Source organism: Paenibacillus sp. ISL-20, assembly GCF_018613005.1.
GTDB lineage: Bacteria > Bacillota > Bacilli > Paenibacillales > Paenibacillaceae > Paenibacillus_AQ.
Genome location: NZ_JAGGRD010000009.1, coordinates 276,129 through 289,029, shown reverse-complemented (window position 1 = coordinate 289,029; position 12,901 = coordinate 276,129). Strand labels below are relative to the sequence as shown.

General features: G+C 52.5%; 11 protein-coding genes. 2 read left to right on the top strand and 9 right to left on the bottom strand.

Annotated elements, in window-relative coordinates:
* The 3 genes from J7E85_RS06815 to J7E85_RS06805 all read right to left on the bottom strand — a co-directional run bounded on the left by J7E85_RS06815 (position 1) and on the right by J7E85_RS06805 (position 3,935).
* Positions 1-1,005: an ROK family protein gene (locus tag J7E85_RS06815; protein WP_215156200.1), complete on the bottom strand. Its 1,005-nt coding sequence runs from the start codon at positions 1,003-1,005 to the stop codon at positions 1-3.
* Complete coding sequence (locus tag J7E85_RS06810) at positions 1,002-2,879, bottom strand: class I mannose-6-phosphate isomerase (RefSeq protein WP_215156199.1); 1,878 nt, start codon at positions 2,877-2,879, stop codon at positions 1,002-1,004. Before J7E85_RS06810 ends, J7E85_RS06815 begins: the two co-directional genes overlap by 4 nt.
* A gap of 123 nt (positions 2,880-3,002) precedes the next feature.
* Entirely contained in the window at positions 3,003-3,935 is a 933-nt protein-coding gene (locus J7E85_RS06805) for a helix-turn-helix domain-containing protein (RefSeq protein WP_215156198.1), read from the bottom strand.
* A 206-nt stretch (positions 3,936-4,141) separates the two neighbouring features.
* Between J7E85_RS06805 and J7E85_RS06800 the strand changes: the two genes are divergently transcribed.
* A complete protein-coding gene (locus J7E85_RS06800; protein ID WP_215156197.1) occupies positions 4,142-4,732 on the top strand; it encodes a YdhK family protein in 591 nt (196 codons plus the stop codon).
* Between the two features lie 76 nt (positions 4,733-4,808).
* Here the strand turns inward: J7E85_RS06800 and J7E85_RS06795 are convergent, their stop codons facing one another.
* Positions 4,809-5,717 (bottom strand): TIGR01777 family oxidoreductase, encoded by a 909-nt coding sequence (locus J7E85_RS06795; protein ID WP_215156196.1) that lies wholly within the window; start codon positions 5,715-5,717, stop codon positions 4,809-4,811.
* A 192-nt stretch (positions 5,718-5,909) separates the two neighbouring features.
* Here J7E85_RS06795 and J7E85_RS06790 point away from each other — a divergent pair, with 192 nt between their 5' ends.
* Complete coding sequence (locus J7E85_RS06790; protein ID WP_215156195.1) at positions 5,910-6,875, top strand: arsenic resistance protein; 966 nt, start codon at positions 5,910-5,912, stop codon at positions 6,873-6,875.
* Between the two features lie 164 nt (positions 6,876-7,039).
* Here the strand turns inward: J7E85_RS06790 and J7E85_RS06785 are convergent, their stop codons facing one another.
* From J7E85_RS06785 to J7E85_RS06765, 5 genes are all read right to left on the bottom strand, one after another.
* Complete coding sequence (locus J7E85_RS06785; RefSeq protein ID WP_215156194.1) at positions 7,040-8,230, bottom strand: ornithine--oxo-acid transaminase; 1,191 nt, start codon at positions 8,228-8,230, stop codon at positions 7,040-7,042.
* A 95-nt stretch (positions 8,231-8,325) separates the two neighbouring features.
* Complete coding sequence (gene rocF / locus J7E85_RS06780; RefSeq protein WP_483311303.1) at positions 8,326-9,231, bottom strand: arginase; 906 nt, start codon at positions 9,229-9,231, stop codon at positions 8,326-8,328.
* Positions 9,232-9,474: 243 nt separating this feature from the next.
* Positions 9,475-10,836 carry an ABC transporter substrate-binding protein gene (locus J7E85_RS06775; protein WP_215156190.1) on the bottom strand — a complete coding sequence of 454 codons (1,362 nt, stop codon included), beginning with the start codon at positions 10,834-10,836 and terminating at the stop codon, positions 9,475-9,477.
* A 124-nt stretch (positions 10,837-10,960) separates the two neighbouring features.
* Complete coding sequence (locus J7E85_RS06770) at positions 10,961-11,785, bottom strand: carbohydrate ABC transporter permease (protein ID WP_215156188.1); 825 nt, start codon at positions 11,783-11,785, stop codon at positions 10,961-10,963.
* Entirely contained in the window at positions 11,782-12,762 is a 981-nt protein-coding gene (locus J7E85_RS06765) for a carbohydrate ABC transporter permease (protein ID WP_215156186.1), read from the bottom strand. Before J7E85_RS06765 ends, J7E85_RS06770 begins: the two co-directional genes overlap by 4 nt.
* Between the last annotated feature and the right edge of the window lie 139 nt (positions 12,763-12,901).

Sequence of the window (12,901 nt, the reverse complement as noted above, 5' to 3'; positions counted from 1 at the left end):
TTAATTGGGAGCGGAAACATGATGATCCGGATCCCCGAATAACTTCTCAATGCCGTTAAACACAGCCGCCGTTCCATCTGCGAGACTGTGAACCCGAACGGCATGCCTGCCTAAAGCTAGCTGGATATCCCTTTCCCATAGGGGCAAGCTGTACGAGATTTGTCCGCCCAGCACCAGGCGGCTCGGTTTGAACTCGGATAGATAAGGGAGAAGCATCTCTCCTAGCTTGGTGCCGTATTCCCGGAATAAATCCTGAGCTTGCGCGTTACCGCCCGTGGCTGCTTCAGCGAGGTCGGCTACGTCGATCCCGTCAGCCAGGAGACCCCGCTCCGAAGCCATGCTCAGAATGCCTCTTCTCCCGAAATAGCTGTCCACGATGTGATCCCGGTAAGGCTCCGCAAACAGCATTCCGTTGCTTGGGATACCATGCCTGCCGGCTACAATCTTACCATTCTCCACAAAGGCAGAGCCAAGGCCTGTACCGAGCGTAAGACATAGGAGACGCTCCGATGGGAACCGGATGGAGGCCCCAAGCCCGAACATGAAGGCGTCATTCCCGAACCGGATATCGGCCGCAGTCAGACGATTCATCGTGACACCCGGGAAGGATGGCTTGAGTCTCTGAAATTCGATACGGAGCAGATCCCGAACCGACAGCTTGAACAGGGTTTCATATTTGCCGATGCCTTGAAGAAGCGCGATGCCTTTTGCATAATCAAAGGGCCCCGGAAAAGCAAAGCCGATTCGGATCGAATCGTAATAATCCAATGGCCGGATGGCAGAAGCGTAATAGGTGATCAGATCATGACAGGCTTGAGCAAAGCTGGCGATTGTATCCGCCGCGGCTCCTTGGGATTCTGAAGGCCGGGTTAGGAAAGAGCCGGGGATTAGCTGCCCGTTCACGATGAGCGCTCCCTTCAACGCGGTGCCGCCAGCATCGAGCGCGATCGTAATAGGGGCAGGGGAAGGCACGCTTTCTGGATCGCTGCTATCATTGCGGCTCATTGAAACTCCCCGCTTTCGGTTGCCCAGTGAGGCGGAAGAAGCGGAAGATTCCACTCCGGATTGACTCGGGCGGCGATCAAGGTGCACGGGGAGCCGGACAGGTTCTCCAGACGGTATTCTCCCACACATGCCGGGACGATGTAGGATTCCGCATAACCCCATTCAACCGCCGCACTCTCGTCTGCTGCCGGAACAAGGCGGACACGTTCCCCTTCCACGAGATTGTACATGACGAATTCTCCTTGTGTGTCCGCATTCCATGTTTCATGCAGGGTCAGCCTGCAGACCTGGAATAGCAGATCATCCCGTTGACCGAGCAGTTCCTCCGAACTGCTGCCTTGACGGCTTATGACGGTTGGCCGGGCGATAAGTCCGCTTTCTACCGCTGACGTATTCATGGCGTCATGGATATTGTGGCGTGCATGCTCAGGGTTCATCGGGCGCGGCTTGCCATCCGCGTCCATCCGTAAGTAATCGTAGATCTTGAACGTGAACCACCAGGTGGTTGAGGAGATTTCCAGCACCAGATTATCCCTGCCAGAGCAGTGGACCGTGCCTGGTGGAATGAGATAAAGATCCCCTGTTTGCGAATCGTACTCGTTAACGTAGTCGGAGAGCTGAAGCGGCTCTTCCCGAAGCTGGGCATCTTCCACTGCTTCAAGCAGCCGTCCGCCGCTGATTCCTTCCTTCAGCCCGAGATACACCTTGGCTCCCGGGGCATTCCGCATGATGTAGTACGACTCTTGCTGCGTCATATGTTCATTGAACCGCGACTCGGCATATTCTTGCAGCGGATGCACCTGCAGCGATAGCTCGCCGCCCTGCATCGTATCCAGATAATCAAACCGGATCGGGAAATAATCGCCGAACAGCCGGACATTACGCGTTCCCATGATCTCTTGAGGCGCTGCCTCCATCAGCAATGTGAACGGAATCTCGAAGGTGATGCCCTGCACGCGCAGCAGAAGCGTATTCTCGGGAGCGATAGGCTCAAAGCTCCAGGCGCAGTTCGGCCATTCGTCGGGAAGGCCGCATAATTCCTTAAGGTATTGACCACCCCATATTCCCGGGGCAAAAAACGGCTTGACCCGAAATGGCTGCTGACTGGCTTTATGCAGTACGTTTGCCAAGGCTGCTGCCGGGAGCCACACCGGCTCTTCCGGACGATTGAAGTCCATGTAGAACGCTTTATTGTCCGAGTGATCGGTATAGGTATAATGGGCTAACCAGTCACGACGATAAGTCTCCCAGACGGGCCATTCGAGAAATAAACAATTCTTGTAAGTCTCAACCTTGTCGTGGGAGACGCCCAAGCCGAAGCTGCCCATATGCTGGGCATGGCGCCGCTGCTGGTTTTCGCGGGAATAATCGGCGTAGAAGCGAAGGTCAGGGGTCCGGCCTTCAAGCAGCGAAGCGCCGGGCCCGTGCAGTACGTATATGCCGCACATTGATTCAAATTCAAGGGAGCTCTTTTTCAAAGTAAGCCGTGCGTCCTGCTGAAAATATTGGATGGGGCGGACATCGGTTGCTTTATAGCCGAATGCCCGGTTATCAGTCAGATAAGGAGCCATCTCGGCCCGGAGTTCGGCTTCGGGTTTGACGTAATCGGACGTGGAATCGCATGAGAAGGTGATCCCTTCTTGCTCACAAGTTTGCTGAAGCTTTGCCAGCAGTTTACCGAAATCCGCGCCGTGTGTTCCGTCAAGCGTAATGAAGATACTGCGCTTTTCTTGTGCTTCATGCTGGGATTTTTGTTTGTAGGTCGATAGGATTAAAGAGCACCATGAGTCGATCCCATTCCTCATGAATTGGGGTCCGCTTCGAAAGTCCAAGTGGTTGATCGGGTGTGATTGAAAGGCCGTTGCAGGTTTCATGGATAGATGGATCCTCCCTTCCGGAATGTCTGTTACGACTTCATTGTAGAAGGCAAGGGAGGATCCGTCTTTATAAAAAGAGGAAGTGTTTTTGTACGATCAGGACATCGACGTCTTTAGCCGCTAAAGCTCGGAGTCGTAACGACCTTCCGAAAACTGCGAGCGCCGGAAGCGGGCCGGAGTTACGCCAAGCTTGGACGTAAACACCCGGGTGAAGTAGTGCACGGACTCGAATCCGCAAGAGACGGCAATCTCTTTGATCTGCCGGTCTGTATTCAGAAGCAGGTGTTTAGCCTGCTGCACGCGCTGCTCCTGCACATAATGAACAAAGGATTGATGTCCGTATTTCCGGAACAGTCTTGTCAAATGACGGGTCGTAACGTGAAGATGGCCAGCCACCCGCTCCAGCGAGAGCGACTCGCCCAGATTATCCTTGATAAACAATTCGGCCTGATGAAACATCGAAGCTCCTTCTTCGTTTGCTTCAACTTCGGAAGGTTCTTGGTAGAGACCGGGGCCGTGGGCAGCCAGAATCGATAATATGAGTGAAATAGCCATGCTGTTCAGCATATGCGGCGGGTGCTGCTTACCGCCAGAGCCCGACTGAAACACGGATAACAGCGAAAGCCACAAGAGTCCGGGCGCTTGCCCGGCACCTTCCTGAAGCACCGGAATGCCTTGGCTGGCTAACCTTCGGAAAGCAGCCGTATGGAGATCGTTGTTTGCCGATTCATCCAGCTCAAAGGCAACATAACATAAGGCCAAGCCTTCCCTGCTCTTAATTTGGTGCTGGACCCCCGGCCTTGAGAGAAACAGGGTGCCTGGATGAAGATGGAACTCTGTTTCGTTTTCGATATAGGAGCCGCAGCCTGTCAACACGTAACAGGCTTCAAAAAAAGAATGTTTATGCTCTGTATTGTCGTAGTGGCGCGGCATAAATCCCCAGTAGTGGATCCGGATGCTCAGTTCCTGCTGATCAACACGGTTTAAGGTTCGGTTTAATATGGAATTGGCCCGTTTAAATAACGGGATGAAAGTTTCGTCATCGATTTGCATGGGAGATGGAGCTCCTTCTCAAAATTGGCAGATATCTGTGCCAAGAATATAGGGTTAAATGGGACTTATGATCCTTCTCTATTGTATATCATAGATAAGTTTATTGAAAAAATGGGTATAGTGATGTAATGCATGGACAGCTACACAAGTTCTTCATAAGTAGTTGCTATGCTATGAACATTCAATATAAGAGAGGAGTTCATTATATGTCAGCCAAGAAACGATGGAAGCCGCTTATTCTGGTTGCGTTAGCATCTCTCATTCTCATACTGGGAGCCTGCGGAAATACGAAGAGCGCAAACCCCGATAACAAGGAAAACACGGAGGCCACTGGGAACATGGATGACATGGATCATGGCAGCATGAACCATTCCGGCTCGGGTGAGGTTCCGGAAGGGTTGAAGTCGGCAGAGAATCCAACCTATGCGGTGGGCACCCAAGCGGTCATTGAATCTGATCACATGCCCGGAATGAAGGGGGCAAAGGCAACGATCGTCGGGGCGTACGATACGACGGTGTACACGATATCGTATACGCCGACGAGCGGCGGACCCGAAGTAAAGGATCATAAATGGGTGATTCATGAGGAGCTGAAGGATACCGGGAAGGAACCCTTGAAACCCGGAACAGAAGTCGTTGTGAATGCGGATCATATGGAGGGAATGAAAGGAGCCACTGCCGTTATCGATTCGGCCGAACAAACGACGGTCTATATGGTGGATTTCACGACAACAACCGGCGAAGAAGTCAAGAACCATAAGTGGGTGACAGAAAGCGAGCTGGCCCCCGTACAATAGAAGTTTTATGGAAAAAAGAAAACAATCGTTCTCTATATCAAGAGAGGGATTGTTTTTTTGCATATGACGGTAAGGTTCAGCTTTCTTTGATCTGCTGCAGTGCGTCCGTCACTTCCGGGTATCGAAACTGGAAGCCATGACGCAGCGCTTTGGCCGGAAGGATTCGCTGCCCCTTTAGCAGAATGAGCGACATTTCACCAAGGATGGCTTGGAGCATGAAAGCAGGCAGGGGGAGCCAGTGCGGACGGTGGTAGACCTTGGCGATGCTCCTGCCGAATTCATCGTTCGTGACCGCATGCGGGGAAGCCGCATTCACGGCTCCGGATATGTCCTCGTGCCGGATGCAATAATCGATCAAATCCACGATATCATCGATATGTATCCAGGAGAGCCATTGCTTGCCGCTGCCGATCTTGCCGCCTACGCCTAGTTTATAGGGCAGCAGCATTTTGGGTAGGGCTCCGCCATTTCCGCCCAGAACAACGCTGATGCGCAGCTTGATCAAGCGGTCAACCGGGATGCGGTCGGCCGCTTGCTCCCATTGCAACACAACCTCGGAAGGGAAGTCCATAACCGTGGCAGGGCTTTCCTCATCAAACGTTTCAAACGCGGATGTGCCGTAAATGGCCATCGCCGAAGCTTGAATTACGACCGGAGGTTTATGCTCCAGGCGGTCCATCAGTTCGGCTACGGAGGAGACAGTTCGTTGTCTTGACTGAAGGATTCTCTGCTTGCCTGCTTGCGTCCAGCGCTGACTAAGGGAAGAGCCTGCAAGGTTAACGAGGGCATCCAAATCCTCAAACCGCTCGGGATGGGACTTCATCTCATCCCAGGTCAGATAGGATATAGGCCCGTCTTGTTGGCGATGGGGAGGAATGTCCGGCTTCGATCTGGTGACGATGATAACGTCATGTCCTTCGCGCTGCCAACGCGAGCACAATGCCTGCCCAATGAAACCGGTGCCTCCGCAAATGGCTATTCTCATATATGAACCTCCTAAAACTTATAATTTGCCCTGACAAAATATTGCTGAGAATGATTACCCGTAAAACGTTGAAATGAGCGGAGAAGGTAATATTATACAATCCATTATACAAAAAATGCGGTATGATTCCGTTATATGATTTTTCGGTCATTACTTCATTTTGTCCATAATTTAAATGGTAAGGGGTGCGGGATGGGACTTATAGAGAAACTTCAAACTTTGATCATCATGGGCGCGGTGGCGATCGGGCTGTTATTGGGGCAGCTTCCGGTTGTTGCGGAATATGCAGACTACGGGATCGTTCCTCTTTTGCTGCTGATGTTGTATGGATTGTTCTTGACGATACCGCTGCAGCAGTTAAGAGAGGCGTTCAAGAACATCAAGTTTCTGGGGGCGAGCACCGTCATTAATTTTATCTGGACGCCGCTGCTTGCTTGGGGACTCGGCGCTGTCTTTCTATCGGATCACCCGGCGCTTTGGATCGGATTCATTATGCTGATGGTGACCCCATGTACCGACTGGTATTTGGTGTTTACCTCGATTGCCAAGGGGAACGTGCCCTTGTCAACATCGGTGCTGCCCATTAATCTGATCCTCCAGGTGCTGCTGCTTCCGCTATATTTGCTCTTGTTCTCCGGCACGATCGAAACGATATCGATGGGAACACTGATCGAAAGCGTGCTGCTTGTGCTTGTAGTTCCGTTCACTCTTGCACATCTCACCCGTTTCTTGCTGAGAGCGAAGAAAGAGGTGCTGGAGCACAAGGTGATGCCATTTTTTGGCCGGGCACAGATTGTCTTTCTATGTCTTGCCATTGTCGCGATGTTTGCGTCTCAAGGGTCATACTTATTGAACCATATGGACATGATTTATATTCTCATTGTTCCGATCCTGATTTATTTTATGATGAATTACATGCTGGGCAGCGTAGTGGGCAGAGTGCTGCGTTTCTCCTACGAGGATTCGGTTAGCCTCCGTTTAACAATCATTGCCCGGAACTCCCCGGTAGCTCTCGCGATCGCCGTGACGGCCTTTCCGGAACAGCCGGTCATTGCCCTTGCTCTGGTTATCGGACCGCTGATCGAACTGCCCGTGCTAGCTGTTGTCTCTCAGGTGCTGCTTCTATCAAGAAGAATGAGAGAGAAGTCGATTAAATAACTGTGCTCAGGCCCTTTGATGAAAGTGGCACGGTGAATCGCAGTATCAGGATAAGCTGCAAAGCTTGAGTGAGAGAGGAACCGGAAAAACAGTTTGCCGCACCCGTTTCCTTGGAGCCAGGGGGTGAACAAACTGTTTTTTTGTGCAAGCACGGCAGCGGATCGTCACGCAAACGCCTGCCTTACGATCCCAACGGCCTGTTCCAGTTCCGCTTGGGTGATGATGAGCGGAGGGGCGAAGCGGATAATGGATTCATGAGTTTCTTTGCAGAGCAAACCGAGATCCTTTAGTTTCTCGCAGTAGGTTCTGGCTGGTACCTTCAGTTCCATGCCGATGAATAGGCCCCTGCCGCGCACCTCCTGAATATCGGGATGCCGGATGGATCGAAGCTGCTGAAGAAAATATTCGCCGAGTTCTTCAGAGTTGCCTTCCAGCCCTTCCTCTAGGAATACATCCATGGAGGCGATGGCCACCGCGCAGCCGAGCGGATTCCCGCCGAAGGTGGAGCCGTGGGACCCCGGCTCGAATACACCGAGAATATCGGCGTCCGCCGCCACGGCAGAGACTGGGAAAACGCCGCCGCCCAGCGCTTTTCCAAGGATGTACATATCTGGCACAACATCCTCCCAGTCGCAGGCAAAACGTTTTCCTGTCCTGCCGAAGCCGGTCTGGATTTCGTCCGCGAGCAGAAGAACGCGATGCTGCTTGCACAGCTCCATTGCGCCGCTAAGGTATCCGTCAGGAGGGATGACGATACCGGATTCTCCCTGGATCGGCTCTACAAGAAAGGCGGCCGTATTCGGTGAGATGGCCTGCTTCAGCGCTTCCAGGTCACCATAGGGGATGACTTTGAAGCCCGGCGTGAACGGGCCGAAGTCTTCCCGATATTCGCTGGATGAGGAGAAGGAGGTAACGGTGATCGTGCGGCCGTGAAAATTACCTTCGCAGACGATGATTTCAGCCTGATTGGCCAGTATGCCTTTCTTCCGGTAAGCATAGCGGCGTGCTGCCTTGAGCGCCGTCTCAACAGCCTCGGCCCCCGTATTCATGGGAAGGATCATGTCTTTGTGGGTGAAAGCAGACAGCTTCTCGTAAAACTCGCCCAGTTGATCATGATGGAATGCGCGCGAAGTCAGTGTCACCTTATCTGCTTGTTCCTTTAAAGCGCCGATTATTCGGGGATGACAATGACCTGCATTCAGCGCCGAGTAGGCGCTTAACATATCGATGTACCGCTTGCCGTCCGAATCCGTCACATGGATGCCTGCAGCTTTGGCAATGACAATGGGTAGCGGGTGGTAGTTTCTCGCACCGTACCTTTCGGCTTTCTCGATATGTGGGTTTGAAGGGTCCATAGTGTAACCTCCTTGGGAGTCTTAAGAAACCTAGCCGGCGGCTGGCACCGGATACCGCGCCAAAAAAGCCTCTCATAATCAAGTATGAGGACGCGTCACAAGATGCTTTCGCCCAGCATGGAGCCGATTAAGCCGACAAGCAGCCGGGACGTTGTCTGTCCGCGGTCCAGCAGCGGGTTGTTCTCCACGAATTCGGCCGAGGTCAGAATAGCGGATTCCGACAGCATCTCCATGGCCAGATGCGCTTCCCGGTAACTGAGTCCGCCCTGAACCGGCGTTCCCGTTCCGGGCGCGATTTTCGGATCCACACTATCGATATCGAAGGAGAGGTGAACGCCATCCGTGCCCGTTGACGCTATGCGGATGGCTTCCTTCATGATCCGAAACATGCCCATGCGGTCGATGTCCTGCATCGTGAAGCAGGTAATGCCTTCCCGGCGGATGAAATCCCGTTCGCCCTGATCGAGGGAACGCGCGCCAATCAGCACCACATGCTCCGGCTTGATCGTTGATTTTACGCCGCCGATCGATGTTAGCCGTGCATCGCCTCTTCCCAAGCAGACAGCCAGCGACATGCCGTGGATATTGCCGCTTGGAGTTGTATCCGGCGTATTGAGATCGGAGTGGGCATCAATCCAGATGACGCCCAGGCTTTGATAGTGCCGGGTAAGCCCGGCTAGCGTGCCGATTGCAATGCTATGGTCACCGCCAAGGATAAGCGGGAAGACACCCGATTGTGCCAGGGCAGACACATGAGCTGCGAGCTGCTCGTTAATCGTTATGACTTCTTTCAGATGTTTTAATTGAGGATCGTGTGTTTCATCTTTGTGTTCGGGGAGTCCAGCAAGGTCATCGACCTGGTAGGATACACCGAGCGTGTCAAGCTTGCGTTTCAAGCCGGCTCCGAAAATCGCATTCGGTCCCTGGCTTGCGCCGCGGCGGGTAGCACCCCGGTCAAACGGCACCGGGACGATGGTTACGGTGGACGGAAGATTTCTCATCATAGGCTCACCTCCACTTTGTAACAGTGTATTCAGGAGCCCGGCTGAGTGACTTGGGCAAACCCCTATACAAGCTGATCCAATATGGAAAGTTGAGGTGAAGCTGCCATCAGAAAAATACCCCTGATGCATGATTCACAGGGCACCGCGGGGGGTCCTTATGATCCTGGATCAAGGGTTGCAATTCGTTCATATATGGCAGTATATGCGGTCTGTCTTCCGAGAAAGTACGTCGATCGACGTTTATTTCACCGTTTTATTATAGGTTTCGATCTTGGAGCTAATCTCCTGAGCAGCTTTGTCCAGTGCTTCCTGCGCTGTTTTTTGGCCGTTCAGCACTTCTTCGATTGCTGTTTCCGTCAGCTGGCGGGCTTCAGGGAATACGCCCATGACAGCGCCCTGTGTTGCCAGATTGGCTTTCGTTTGATGCAATTGGTCCACGGCCGTCTGGAATTGCGGATATTTCTCCAGATTTTCTTTCACGAGGGCCTCTTCGTAAGCTTTTGTCGTTACCGGGAAGTAACCCGTGTTGACATGCCAGTAGGCTTGCGTTTGCGGCTCGGCTAAATATTTCATGAATTCCCAGGCTGCCTGCTGCTCTTCTTCCGACTTATTGTTCATCAGCCACAGGCTTGCACCGCCGATAATAACGCCGCCGTCGCCGCCGTCAGCCGGCTTTGGCAGGAAAGCCGTACCGACATCGAATTTGCCTTCCGCTGCGCTGACGATCCCGCGGAGGGAAGCCGTCGAGTCCAGCGTCATGGCGATTTGACCTGCTGCAAATGCTTTTTTGGTATCATCCGTTTTACGTCCCAAGTTCAGGAGGACCTTATCGTCCAGCATTTGCTTCCACCATTCCAGCGTCTTCACGGCAGCGCCGTTGTTGACCTGCGAAGCGGTTGCCGGAGAAGTGCGTCCATTACCGTTGTTCAGCAGTTCAACGCCTTGGTTCGCAAGGAATTGTTCAATGAGCCAGCTATAGATGGCGAAGGATGCGCCGGTTTGGCCGCCTTTTGTCAGGGCTTTTGCCGCTTCCGCTACCTCTTCGTAGGTTTTTGGAGGATTTTCCGGGTCGAGACCCGCCGTTTTAAAGGCGTCCTTGTTGTAGTAAAGAATCGGGTTGGAGGAGTTAAACGGCATGGAGTACAATTTGTTGTCGAATGTATAGTAATTTTTGATATTCGGTTCCAAGGAGGAAATGTCGTATGCCTCAGCATCCATGAAGTCCTGAACCGGACGGATGGCCTTGGTATCCATCATGAAACGACTGCCGATTTCGTACACCTGGATCATGCTTGGACCGCTCTTCGATCCCAAGGAGGCCTTCAGCTTGTTCAAGCTTTCATCGTACGTTCCTTGAAACACGCCCTCAACCTGAATATCCTTGTGGGCCGCATTAAAATCGGAGATCAGTTTGTCCGCGACGGTCCCGAGCTCTCCGCTCATGGAATGCCACCACACAACCTTAACAGGATCTTTGGCTGGCTCGCTGCCGGCAGCAACGGTCGTTTCTCCAGCGGCTGGCGCATTGCTGCAAGCGGCGCTGATCAGCATAAAGCAGGAAAGCAGGAGCAGCGCGAAGGACCTTTTACCAAAACGTTTCATGATCGGTTAATCTCTCCCTTTTTGAAAATAAAGTATGGTTTGATCTATCAGAAATTGCGCGGCCCGTTTCTTATCGATAACCGGCACGCAAGGCTGATCCATTATAGTCCGACTAAAATAGCGATTAGCCCTTCAATGCACCTGCCGTGATGCCACGGACAAGCGGCTTCAAACCGAGTGCAAGCAGCAGCAGGGAAGGAAGCAGCAGAAGGAGTACGCCGGACAGAATCAAATTCCACGAATTCATCTCTTCGAACTGCAGCATGCCAATCCCGATCTGAACGGTACGCATCTCGACGCGGTTGGTGGTCAAGAGCGGCCACAGGTACATGTTCCAATTGTTTAGGAACGAGTACACGCCCAGCGTGGCAATTCCAGGTATGGATAACGGCACCACCATGCTCAGAAATATCCGGACATGGCCGCAGCCGTCCACGCGAGCTGCTTCAAACAGCTCCTTCGGCAGTTGCAAAAAGGCTTGTCTGAGCAGGAAGGTTCCGAAGGCGGTTGCCAGAAATGGAACGATAAGCCCTTGGTAGGTATCGAGCCAATTCAAGCTTTTGACCGTCAGATAGTTCGGGATCATGATCACTTCCCACGGGATCATCATGGTGGCGAGAAAGAGGCTGAACAGCAGTGTTTTTCCCGGGAATCGGAGGAAGGCAAAGGCGTATGCCGCCAGGCTTGCGGTCACGATCTGCCCGACCATGATGGCAATGGAGACGACCAGGCTGTTCCCGATAAAGGTAAGGACAGGGATCGTATCAATCACCTTGGCGAAATTGGACAGATTGATGGCTTCCGGAAGCAGAGGCGGCGGATAAACGGCCGATTCAGCCTCGCTCATAAGCGATGTCGACAAGGTGTATAGAAGCGGAAAGGCAACGACCAGCGAACAGAGCAGCAGCGCGAAGTAGATGAAGGTTTTGGGTATGAGACGCATGTTCATTGGTAATGCACCTTCTTCTCCACGAATTTAAATTGAAAAACGGTCAGCAGCAGAATGATCGCAAACAGGATGAGTGCTTGCGCACTGCCGATGCCGAAGCGGAAGTTGACGAATGCATCCTGATAGATATTGAACACGATGACGTTGGTGCTGTTCATCGGACCGCCCTTGGTCAGGATGTTGATCTGTCCAAACGCTTGGAAGGCGCCAATAACTGACACGACGGATGTGAAGAATAACGTAGGGGAGATCAGCGGCATCGTAATCTGGAAGAAGGTTCTTAACGGACCGGAGCCGTCAATCTTGGTGCTGTCGTAGATATCCTCGGATACGCCCTGCATGCCGCTCAGCATCAGGATGTAATTAAACCCAAGATTCATCCAGACAGTCATGATGGCAACGGAGATCATGGCCCATTTCGGATCGGTCAGCCATTGGATGGGCTGCGTGCCGAGTTGCGACAGGAAATAATTCAGCATGCCCATAGTCGGATGGTAGAGAATCATCCAGATCATCGAGCCGGTGCCGACGGACACGGCCATGGGCAGCGAGAATATAAAGCGGAATATTTTCATACCTTTCAGTTTATTATGCGTCAGGGCTGCGAGCAGTATGGCGGCTGCCATGCCGGTCGGGACCGTCAGTACGATAAACAGCAGCGTGTTGCCGAAGCTGGTATAAAACATCTCGGAGGCCAGTATCTCCTTGAAATTATCGAACCCTACGAATTCGGCTACCCGGCCTTGAGGATCGGTCAGGAACAAGCTCAGATAGACGGATTTGAACAGCGGATAGAACAGAAATAGACCGAAAATGAGCAGCGAAGGTGCTAGACATGCATAAGCGAGCATGATTTCCCTGCGTCTTGTTTTCTTGATAGAGATCGGTTTCGCGGCCGTCGAAGGCTCAGCTTCGCTGACCGGCGGTGTCAGAGAATGACCCGGAGAAGGAAGCATAAATTCTTTTTCCATCATCATGTTTACCTCACTTTCCTGCTTGGCCTTACAGGATTGAGTATAGGAACCGGATGTAAACTCCAGTAAAGGTTTTTGTAAGAATACCGTAATTTATTGCTGGCCATGTTATTTACTGAAGGTGGGGTTGCCAGTACCCGGT

Coding starts and splice junctions, on each gene's coding strand:
- J7E85_RS06810 (WP_215156199.1), bottom strand. CDS start 2,879: ATGAAACCTGCAACGGCCTTTCAATCACACCCGATCAACCACTTGGAC.
- J7E85_RS06790 (WP_215156195.1), top strand. CDS start 5,910: ATGGGACTTATAGAGAAACTTCAAACTTTGATCATCATGGGCGCGGTG.
- J7E85_RS06785 (WP_215156194.1), bottom strand. CDS start 8,230: ATGGACCCTTCAAACCCACATATCGAGAAAGCCGAAAGGTACGGTGCG.
- rocF (WP_483311303.1), bottom strand. CDS start 9,231: ATGAGAAATCTTCCGTCCACCGTAACCATCGTCCCGGTGCCGTTTGAC.
- J7E85_RS06770 (WP_215156188.1), bottom strand. CDS start 11,785: ATGAACATGCGTCTCATACCCAAAACCTTCATCTACTTCGCGCTGCTG.
- J7E85_RS06795 (WP_215156196.1), bottom strand. CDS start 5,717: ATGAGAATAGCCATTTGCGGAGGCACCGGTTTCATTGGGCAGGCATTG.
- J7E85_RS06800 (WP_215156197.1), top strand. CDS start 4,142: ATGTCAGCCAAGAAACGATGGAAGCCGCTTATTCTGGTTGCGTTAGCA.
- J7E85_RS06775 (WP_215156190.1), bottom strand. CDS start 10,836: ATGAAACGTTTTGGTAAAAGGTCCTTCGCGCTGCTCCTGCTTTCCTGC.
- J7E85_RS06765 (WP_215156186.1), bottom strand. CDS start 12,762: ATGATGATGGAAAAAGAATTTATGCTTCCTTCTCCGGGTCATTCTCTG.
- J7E85_RS06815 (WP_215156200.1), bottom strand. CDS start 1,005: ATGAGCCGCAATGATAGCAGCGATCCAGAAAGCGTGCCTTCCCCTGCC.
- J7E85_RS06805 (WP_215156198.1), bottom strand. CDS start 3,935: ATGCAAATCGATGACGAAACTTTCATCCCGTTATTTAAACGGGCCAAT.